Source organism: Citrobacter telavivensis (assembly GCF_041807075.1).
Classification (GTDB): Bacteria; Pseudomonadota; Gammaproteobacteria; order Enterobacterales; family Enterobacteriaceae; genus Citrobacter_A; species Citrobacter_A telavivensis.
In genome coordinates this window covers 501,093-508,796 of the sequence record NZ_JBGUBF010000003.1, presented here as the reverse complement: position 1 = coordinate 508,796, position 7,704 = coordinate 501,093, and the positions used below count along the sequence as shown (strand labels likewise).

The following is a 7,704-nucleotide window of genomic DNA, read 5'->3' as shown; positions in this document are numbered from 1 at the left end:
TACGTGTTCACTCTTTGAGACTTGGTATTCATTTAGTGTCCGAAGACATTAAGAATCCATGTCACTTTGAGTGCCCACACAGATTGTCTGATAAATTGTTAAAGAGCAGTTGCGACGCGCTTTAGCGTTCTGTCGCGAGGTGGCGTATGTTACGCTTTCCTCTTTCAGAGTCAACCCTGATTTTCAGGATTTTTCTCTTCGTTGTGACGACCATCTTGTGAAGTGTTTCACTTTGTCGTCTCAACGGAGGCGCATTATAGGGATCCCATTTTTTTGCACAAGCCTTTTTTCGATCTTTTTTTTCGTTTGCTGCTTTTTCATCCCTTTCGCTCCATTCATGCGCAATGTGGCGGATTTTTGATAGCTAAAGCACTTGCGCAAGGCCAGAAATGCAACCAAAGTCATCATTACTGTTCTCTTTCCTTGAGGTAAACATGTCTGACGTATTACGTCCTTATAAGGATCTTTTCCCACAGACAGGCCAACGTGTGATGCTCGACAGCAGCAGCGTGATCATTGGCGACGTTCGCCTGGCGGACGATGTGGGGATCTGGCCGCTTGTCGCGATCCGTGGCGATGTAAATTACGTTGCGATCAGTGCGCGTACGAATATTCAGGATGGTAGCGTACTGCACGTCACGCACAAATCCGCCTCTAACCCTGAGGGCAATCCGCTCATTGTGGGGGAAGATGTGACGGTCGGGCATAAAGTGATGCTGCATGGCTGCATCATCGGCAACCGCGTCCTGGTCGGTATGGGATCGATTCTGCTGGATGGTGCGGTGATAGAAGATGACGTCATGATCGGGGCGGGAAGCCTGGTGCCACAAAACAAGCGTCTGGAGAGCGGCTATCTCTATTTGGGGAGTCCGGTCAAACAGATCCGGCCGCTAACCGAGGAGGAAAAAGCGGGGCTGCAATACTCCGCCAAAAACTATGTGAAATGGAAAGACGAGTATCTCGCTCAGGATAACCAGACCCAACCGTGATCGTCTTCTTGCTGGGACTGGATCAGCGCTTCTGCTTCTTCTTCCAGATCCCAGCGATGTTCGCAAAAGCGGATCAGCCATTGTTCCGCCGTCTCACCACCAAAGCGATTCGCCAGCGTTTCTCCCTTAATTGCGCACATTAACTGCATACCATTAACCAGCACGGGAAAGCAGACCGCTTCTTTCTGCATGTTCCACTCTTCCCTGTCAGGGAAGTGGATAGCCTGGTTCATGCGGACAACTCCTGTTTGAGCCGCGCAATCACCGGTTCAATTTCCGGCAACACGCCGTGCCAGAGCAGAACGGCATGGGCCGCTTGCCCCACCAGCATCCCCAGACCATCGGCATAACGTTTCGCCCCCTGGCGTTCACACCAGGAGAGAAACGGCGTATTGCCCTTTTGATAGAACATGTCGTAACAACATACAGACGGACGAATAAGCGATGCCGGGATCGCCGGGATCTCACCGCTGATACCGCTGGAGGTGGCATTGATGATCAGATCAAATTCATGCCCTTCCAGCTCATTAAGATCCAACGACTGCACGCTGCCCGTATGCGCAAAAACTTGCGCCAGTTCTTCCGCTCGGGATGCAGTCCGGTTGACGATAGTCACCCCGCAATCCATAGAAAGCAGCGGTAACAGTACGCCACGCGAAGCCCCACCCGCACCAATCAGCAGGATACGCTGCCCCGGCAGGATAAATGACAGGCGTTCGAGATCGCTTAACAGACCGATGCCGTCCGTATTATCGCCAAGCAAACGACCATCTTCGAGCCGCTTGATAGTATTCACCGCACCAGCCAGCGCAGCACGCTCCGTGAGTTCATCGGCGCGGGCAAACGCCTCTTCTTTAAACGGCACCGTGACGTTCACCCCTTTACCGCCATCGGCAAAGAACGCGTTTAGGGTATTAATAAAATCATTTACAGGCGCCAGCACACGGCCATACGGATGCGCAATATGCAGCTGCTGCGCAAATTGCTGATGAATAAACGGCGATTTGCTGTGCGCGATTGGATTACCAAAAACAGCATAGGTTTCCATCATCTTACCCCTGTCGAAACAGCTCGCCCGTCAGGGCATCACGAATTTCCGAAGGATTCAAGCGGCCGCCGGTTTCTCCTGGCACCACCGGAAAGTCGGTACCAAACTGAGCGTGGACCTCCTCTACCGTACGACAAGGGGGTAATCCACTCAGGTTGGCGCTGGTTGAAACCAACGGTTTGCCATAAGCCTGGCACAAGGCGACCACCAGCGGATGATCCGTCACGCGCACGGCCAGTGAATCAAAGCGTCCCGTTAACCAGCGAGGTGTTGTCGGCAGCGCGGGGAAAACAAAAGTCACCGGACCTGGCCAACGCGCAAACACGGCATCACGCTGGGCATTGGTCAGCATACTGTCATCAACATACGGTTTGAACTGCTCAAAACTGGCGGCGATCAAAATTAACCCTTTATCGACCGGACGCTGTTTTAAGGCCAACAGGCGATTAACGGCCACTTCGCTATCGGGATCGCACCCGACGCCAAAGACGGCTTCTGTTGGATAGGCGATGACATTTTCTTTATTCAGTACCTCTATCGCGTCTGCGACAGGGTCGGTTAGCAGGTTATTCTTCACTTGTTTGTTCCGCCGAAACCGGCTTTCCACATTGTTTACTGGCGCAAAAGTGCTTCACACCCTGCGCGGTTTTCTTTTCGATGAGTAGCGGATAATGGCACTCTGGGCACTCTCCGGCTAGCGGCTTAAAGTTAATGACAAACTGGCACTCCGGATAGCGATCGCAGGAGTGGAAGGTCTTGCCATAACGGGAACGCCGCTGGACCAGATGGCCCGTCTGGCATTGTGGGCAGGTAATTGCGGTTTCATCGGGCTTATCAATGAGCTCGGTATGCTCACATTCAGGATAGTTGCTGCAGCCGATAAACATGCCAAAACGCCCCTGGCGCAACACCAGTTCACCACCGCAGACAGGACAATGCTTTCCCTCCAGAACTTTGACGATATGTCCGTCCGCTGAGGATTTCAACGGACGGATGTAGTCACATTCCGGATAGCGCGAGCAGCCAAGAAACGGACCATGTTTCCCGGAGCGAATCACCAGTTCAGCCCCGCACTGTGGGCAAGGCTCATTCTTACGCACCGAAAACAGTGCTGATTTAGCCATAACAACTCATGCTGAATTAAGGTTGATTAATGCAGCATACCTTCATTCACTTCAAAGAGTAATTCTTCCATTTGCTGATATGCATTTTCACAACCCGGAATGTTGAACAAAACCATCAGGATGACCCACTTCAGGTCTTCCAGGTCGAATTCTGCAGTATCCAGCGCGAGCACACGTTCAATCACCATTTCTCGCGTTTCGAGGTTTAGCACCTGGATCTGTTCAAGGAATAACAGGAATCCCCGGCAACTGGCATCCAGTCGGTCACACTCTTCTGGGGTATAAATACGCACAGAGAGAGGATCGGAGGCAAGCTGCATCGGTTCGGCAAGTCCTTCCTGATAATCAGCAAGCTTTTCCAGCCACAGGAGCGCATTGTAGATGTCTTCACGATCAAAACCAGCGTCGGTAAGATCCCGTTCAAGTTTGTCCTGATCCACACGTAATTCAGCTTCATTGTGGATATATGTCTCAAACAAATACATTAGTACGTCGAACATGGCATGCCCTCCTCAATCGGACATAGCCGCCGGGTACAGCTGCGATCCATCCTGCTAACTCCAGTTCGAGTAGCTGAGCCACTACTTCTGGCACAGGTTGGCCGGCACGTTCAGCGACGACGTCAACAGGTGTTACCTCATCTCCTACGTTAGCCAGGAGCTCGGGAAATGGCAATGCTGCGTCTTCCTGATCTGGTGAATAAAGTGATTTTTCAGGCTCATCTGGCAGCCAATGCAAGCCATACTGCAAATTTTCCATGATTTCCTCTGGAGCCGTCACAAGTGTGGCTCCCTGCTGTACCAGCCAGTGCGGCCCTTCACTTCCGGGACTGCCGAGAGGCCCGGGTACGGCGAACACCTCTCGCCCTTGTTCCAGCGCACAGCGTGCAGTAACCAACGAGCCGCTGCGTAAGGCCGCTTCAACCACCAGAACGCCTTTACTCAGACCACTGATAATACGGTTTCGGCGGGGAAAATTACGCGGTAAAGGAGGCATCAGTAGCGGAAATTCGGACACCAGCGCACCTCCCGTTTCCAGTAAAGCCTCGGCCATCCCGGCATGCCGGCGGGGATAGATGGACTGCAGACCATTTCCTAATACGGCAATGCTTTTCCCCTTCGACTGGATCGCTGCCCGATGGGCGATGCCATCAATACCACGTGCCAAACCGCTGGTAATGGTGATTTCCCAGCCCGCAAGCTTCTCACAGAACAACCGTCCCCACCGTTCGCCATACCAGGACGGGGTTCGGCTTCCCACCACGGCGAGTTGAAAATCATGGAGGCATTGCGAGGAGCCGGAGACCAAAAGCGCGCCGGGGTAATCTTCAATGGCACGAAGCTGAGCGGGATAATCTTCACTGTCTGCCAGTAATAAGTGGTGATGCGGTGGCTCAAGCCAGCGAAAGGTCTTTTCCAGTTCGTTTTGCGAAAAGGTAATAAAGCGAGTGGCCTGGGAGGGAGAAAAGCCCATACGCCGCAGGACAGCGGTATCAATATGCGGTTGTGCTATCAGCCCGTGAGCGACGCGCACCATCTCATCGCCGAACAACTCGCTCACGCCCATTAAACGTAGCCAAATTTCGGTACGGGTCATCCTTATCCCCCTGCCACAAGCAGTCTTAGCAATCTTTGCGATTGGTCACTGATGCTGTCAATCAGAGGGGGATTTGTCTAGAATAGAGGTAATAATCTTTCCAACTCCTGAACACAACTCTGGATAACTATGTCAGTTTTGCAAGTGTTACATATTCCGGACGAGCGTCTTCGCAAAGTCGCAAAACCGGTAGAAGAAGTGAATGCAGAAATTCAGCGTATCGTCGATGATATGTTCGAGACGATGTACGCAGAAGAAGGTATTGGCCTCGCGGCAACGCAGGTTGATATTCATCAGCGAATTATCGTCATTGACGTGTCAGAAAACCGCGACGAACGCCTGGTGCTAATTAACCCGGAACTGCTGGAAAAAGAAGGCGAAACCGGTATTGAAGAAGGTTGCCTGTCTATTCCGGAACAACGTGCTTTAGTGCCACGTGCCGAGAAAGTGAAAGTTCGCGCACTCGATCGTGAGGGTAAACCGTTTGAGCTGGAAGCCGACGGCCTGCTGGCTATCTGTATTCAGCACGAAATGGATCACCTGGTCGGTAAACTGTTTATCGATTATTTGTCGCCGCTGAAACAGCAACGTATTCGTCAGAAAGTTGAGAAACTCGACCGCCTGAACGCACGAGCTTAAGGACAAGAATCAACGTGTCAGACTCACTACGTATTATTTTCGCGGGTACACCTGACTTTGCAGCGCGTCATCTTGACGCGCTGTTGTCTTCTGGACATCACGTCGTCGGCGTGTTTACCCAACCGGACCGTCCGGCGGGGCGGGGTAAAAAACTGATGCCGAGCCCGGTGAAAGTCCTGGCGGAAGAAAAAGGCATTCCGGTTTTCCAACCTGTCTCCTTGCGCCCACAGGAAAACCAGCATCTGGTTTCTGACCTGAACGCAGACGTGATGGTCGTCGTAGCGTATGGCCTGATTCTACCGAAAGCCGTGCTGGAGATGCCGCGACTCGGCTGCATTAACGTGCATGGTTCCCTGCTGCCGCGCTGGCGTGGCGCGGCCCCCATTCAACGTTCGCTCTGGGCGGGCGATGCTGAAACGGGGGTTACCATTATGCAGATGGACGTCGGTCTGGATACAGGCGATATGCTCTACAAACTCGCCTGCCCCATCACCGCGCAGGACACCAGCGGCACGCTGTACGACAAACTGGCGGATCTGGGCCCACAGGGTCTGATTGAAACGCTGAAGCAGCTAGCGGAAGGTCGTGCAAATCCGGAAGTACAGGACGAAGCGCAGGTTACCCATGCTGAGAAGCTCAGTAAAGAAGAAGCGCGCATCGACTGGTCACTTTCTGCGGCACAACTGGAACGCTGCATCCGCGCATTCAATCCCTGGCCAATGAGCTGGCTGGAAATTGATGGCCAGCCGGTAAAAGTCTGGCAGGCATCCGTGATAGACTCGCCGACGAAGGAAGAGCCCGGTACCATCCTTGAAGCCACAAAACAAGGCATTCAGGTCGCGACTGGCAACGGGATCCTGAACTTGCTCTCATTACAACCCGCCGGGAAAAAAGCGATGAGCGCCCAGGATCTGCTAAATTCACGTCGGGAATGGTTCATTCCTGGCAACCGTCTGGCCTGACGGTCACTTCTGATTACGCCCGGTGTTGCCGGGCCTTTTTATTTTTGCGGTTATGAATAAGAAACTTAACTTACGCAGTATGGCGGCGCAGGCCGTTGAACAGGTCGTCGAGCAAGGGCATTCACTGAGCAATGTCCTGCCGCCGCTACAACAAAAAGTCTCCGATAAAGACAAAGCACTATTACAAGAACTCTGTTTTGGGGTTCTGCGTACGTTGTCGCAACTCGACTGGTTGATCAACAAACTGATGTCCCGTCCGATGACGGGAAAACAGCGTACCGTGCACTACCTGATTATGGTGGGATTCTATCAATTACTGCATACCCGTATTCCTCCCCATGCTGCGCTGGCGGAGACGGTCGAAGGTGCAGTAGCGATAAAGCGCCCGCAGCTTAAAGGGCTGATAAACGGTGTCCTGCGCCAGTTTCAGCGTCAACAAGAAGAACTGCTGGCAGAATTCGCCAACAGCGAGGCGCGTTTTCTGCATCCTTCCTGGATGCTGAAACGCCTGCAAAAAGCGTATCCCACTCAATGGGAAGCCATTGTCGATGCCAACAATCAACGGCCACCGATGTGGTTACGCGTGAATCGCATACACCATTCGCGCGACAGCTGGCTGGCACTGCTCGAAGACGCCGGGATGAAAGGTTTCCCCCATCCTGACTATCCCGATGCCGTACGCCTGGAAACGCCGGCACCGGTTCATGCGCTACCGGGATTCGATGAAGGATGGGTCACCGTTCAGGATGCCTCCGCTCAGGGGTGCGTCGCCTTCCTTGCGCCGCAAAACGGCGAGCACATTTTAGATCTGTGTGCAGCGCCAGGCGGTAAAACTACCCACATCCTCGAAGCCGCCCCCGAAGCAGACGTGCTGGCAGTCGATGTGGATGAACAACGACTCTCCCGCGTTTATGACAACCTGAAACGTCTCGGGATGAAAGCAACGGTCAAACAGGGTGACGGGCGTTATCCTGCTCAGTGGTGTGGTGAGCAGCAGTTTGATCGCATACTGTTAGATGCGCCCTGTTCCGCAACCGGGGTTATCCGTCGCCATCCCGATATCAAATGGCTACGCCGCGATCGCGATATTGCAGAACTGGCAAAGCTACAGGCTGAAATTCTCGATGCCGTCTGGCCGCATTTGAAATCTGGCGGCACGCTGGTGTATGCCACTTGTTCAGTGTTGCCGGAAGAGAACAGCCAGCAGGTTCGCGCCTTCTTACAGCGTACGACGGACGCCACGCTTAGCGAGACAGGAACGCCTGAAGCGCCGGGTCTACAAAATCTGCCGGGTGCAGAAGACGGTGACGGCTTCTTTTACGCTAAGCTAATCAAAAAGTGATGGG

At 53.2% G+C, this 7,704-nt stretch carries 11 protein-coding genes; 4 read left to right on the top strand and 7 right to left on the bottom strand.

Annotated elements, in window-relative coordinates:
* Positions 1–240: 240 nt before the first annotated feature.
* Positions 241–408 (bottom strand): hypothetical protein, encoded by a 168-nt coding sequence (locus ACERJC_RS17170; protein WP_373672123.1) that lies wholly within the window; start codon positions 406–408, stop codon positions 241–243.
* A gap of 26 nt (positions 409–434) precedes the next feature.
* On the opposite strand from ACERJC_RS17170, the gene ACERJC_RS17165 reads away from it, so the two are divergent.
* Positions 435–989: a gamma carbonic anhydrase family protein gene (locus tag ACERJC_RS17165; protein ID WP_373672122.1), complete on the top strand. Its 555-nt coding sequence runs from the start codon at positions 435–437 to the stop codon at positions 987–989.
* Here ACERJC_RS17165 and ACERJC_RS17160 read toward each other — a convergent pair.
* The 6 genes from ACERJC_RS17160 to dprA are packed head-to-tail and all read right to left on the bottom strand — an operon-like array spanning position 965 to position 4,757.
* A complete protein-coding gene (locus ACERJC_RS17160; RefSeq protein ID WP_152400193.1) occupies positions 965–1,222 on the bottom strand; it encodes a DUF1488 family protein in 258 nt (85 codons plus the stop codon). The genes ACERJC_RS17165 and ACERJC_RS17160 overlap by 25 nt on opposite strands.
* On the bottom strand, positions 1,219–2,037 hold the full coding sequence (gene aroE / locus ACERJC_RS17155) for a shikimate dehydrogenase (RefSeq protein ID WP_373672130.1): 819 nt from the start codon (positions 2,035–2,037) through the stop codon (positions 1,219–1,221). The genes ACERJC_RS17160 and aroE overlap by 4 nt, the downstream gene beginning before the upstream one ends.
* Before the next feature lie 4 nt (positions 2,038–2,041).
* Positions 2,042–2,614, bottom strand: a complete 573-nt coding sequence (tsaC, locus tag ACERJC_RS17150) for an L-threonylcarbamoyladenylate synthase type 1 TsaC (RefSeq protein WP_178824673.1) — start codon at positions 2,612–2,614, stop codon at positions 2,042–2,044.
* Positions 2,604–3,161: a DNA topoisomerase family protein gene (locus ACERJC_RS17145; protein WP_373672121.1), complete on the bottom strand. Its 558-nt coding sequence runs from the start codon at positions 3,159–3,161 to the stop codon at positions 2,604–2,606. The genes tsaC and ACERJC_RS17145 overlap by 11 nt, the downstream gene beginning before the upstream one ends.
* A gap of 26 nt (positions 3,162–3,187) precedes the next feature.
* Complete coding sequence (gene smg, locus ACERJC_RS17140) at positions 3,188–3,661, bottom strand: DUF494 family protein Smg (RefSeq protein ID WP_012908442.1); 474 nt, start codon at positions 3,659–3,661, stop codon at positions 3,188–3,190.
* Positions 3,633–4,757, bottom strand: coding sequence for a DNA-protecting protein DprA (gene dprA / locus ACERJC_RS17135; protein WP_373672120.1), 1,125 nt, complete (start codon positions 4,755–4,757; stop codon positions 3,633–3,635). Before dprA ends, smg begins: the two co-directional genes overlap by 29 nt.
* 129 nt (positions 4,758–4,886) lie before the next feature.
* Here dprA and def point away from each other — a divergent pair, with 129 nt between their 5' ends.
* From def to rsmB, 3 genes are read left to right on the top strand one after another with little or no spacing between them, the layout of a single operon-like run.
* On the top strand, positions 4,887–5,396 hold the full coding sequence (gene def / locus ACERJC_RS17130; protein ID WP_042326273.1) for a peptide deformylase: 510 nt from the start codon (positions 4,887–4,889) through the stop codon (positions 5,394–5,396).
* 14 nt (positions 5,397–5,410) lie between these two features.
* Positions 5,411–6,358 (top strand): methionyl-tRNA formyltransferase, encoded by a 948-nt coding sequence (gene fmt / locus ACERJC_RS17125; RefSeq protein WP_373672119.1) that lies wholly within the window; start codon positions 5,411–5,413, stop codon positions 6,356–6,358.
* Between the two features lie 52 nt (positions 6,359–6,410).
* Positions 6,411–7,700, top strand: a complete 1,290-nt coding sequence (gene rsmB, locus ACERJC_RS17120; RefSeq protein ID WP_152400203.1) for a 16S rRNA (cytosine(967)-C(5))-methyltransferase RsmB — start codon at positions 6,411–6,413, stop codon at positions 7,698–7,700.
* Positions 7,701–7,704 lie beyond the last annotated feature (4 nt).

Bases quoted from the DNA above. Each gene is read 5' to 3' on its own strand.
- ACERJC_RS17170 (WP_373672123.1), bottom strand. From the start codon at position 408: ATGATGACTTTGGTTGCATTTCTGGCCTTGCGCAAGTGCTTTAGCTAT.
- ACERJC_RS17165 (WP_373672122.1), top strand. From the start codon at position 435: ATGTCTGACGTATTACGTCCTTATAAGGATCTTTTCCCACAGACAGGC.
- ACERJC_RS17160 (WP_152400193.1), bottom strand. From the start codon at position 1,222: ATGAACCAGGCTATCCACTTCCCTGACAGGGAAGAGTGGAACATGCAG.
- aroE (WP_373672130.1), bottom strand. From the start codon at position 2,037: ATGGAAACCTATGCTGTTTTTGGTAATCCAATCGCGCACAGCAAATCG.
- ACERJC_RS17145 (WP_373672121.1), bottom strand. From the start codon at position 3,161: ATGGCTAAATCAGCACTGTTTTCGGTGCGTAAGAATGAGCCTTGCCCA.
- smg (WP_012908442.1), bottom strand. From the start codon at position 3,661: ATGTTCGACGTACTAATGTATTTGTTTGAGACATATATCCACAATGAA.
- dprA (WP_373672120.1), bottom strand. From the start codon at position 4,757: ATGACCCGTACCGAAATTTGGCTACGTTTAATGGGCGTGAGCGAGTTG.
- def (WP_042326273.1), top strand. From the start codon at position 4,887: ATGTCAGTTTTGCAAGTGTTACATATTCCGGACGAGCGTCTTCGCAAA.
- rsmB (WP_152400203.1), top strand. From the start codon at position 6,411: ATGAATAAGAAACTTAACTTACGCAGTATGGCGGCGCAGGCCGTTGAA.